Genomic DNA, 597 nt, shown 5'->3' on the forward strand with positions numbered 1-597 from the left:
GGACCCCGGCTCCGCTGCGAGAGCTCGCCGGAATCCAGTCCCGGCCGGTGCCTCCGCTGAGCGCCGGCCCCGCTGCGGCCGAATGTGGCGCGACCGCCATGATGGACATCTCGGATGGCCTGCTCCGTGATGCGGCGCGGTTGGCCCGCGCCAGCAGTGTCGCGGTAAACCTTGAGTCGGCGCAGTTGCGGCACTTTGCCGCACCCTTGGACGAGGCAGCGGCCCTGGTGGGGGCGGAGCCCAGCGACTGGGTCCTCGGCGGCGGCGAAGACCATGGCCTGCTGTGTACCTTCCCAGCAGCACAAACCCTGCCGGCGGGGTTCGCCGCCATCGGAGTGGTCGGCGGCGGGAAGGATACGGTGACCCTCGACGGCGTCCCCGTCCGGGTTCGGGGATGGGACCATTTCAGGGGCTGAAGCGCTGCTAGTCGTTGGTCTTTCGCAGGGCTTCGGTCAGTTGGGCGGCCGCGTTGCAGACCACCTCGGCATGCAGCCGGCCGGGTTGCCGCGTGAGCCGCTCGATCGGCCCGGAAATGGAAACCGCGGCGATGACCCGCCCGGACGGACCGCGGACCGGGGCGGAAACCGACGCCACGCC

2 protein-coding genes are annotated in these 597 nt (G+C 71.2%); one reads left to right on the forward strand and one right to left on the reverse strand.

Annotated elements, in window-relative coordinates:
* On the forward strand, positions 1–416 hold a 416-nt coding region (locus tag AC5RUJ_RS17985; RefSeq protein WP_494156483.1), incomplete at its 5' end, for a thiamine-phosphate kinase.
* A gap of 7 nt (positions 417–423) precedes the next feature.
* Here AC5RUJ_RS17985 and AC5RUJ_RS17990 read toward each other — a convergent pair.
* The coding region (locus tag AC5RUJ_RS17990; RefSeq protein WP_494156484.1) for an IclR family transcriptional regulator domain-containing protein at positions 424–597 on the reverse strand (174 nt) is incomplete at its 5' end.

This window comes from Arthrobacter sp. Y3223164 (genome assembly GCF_059091005.1).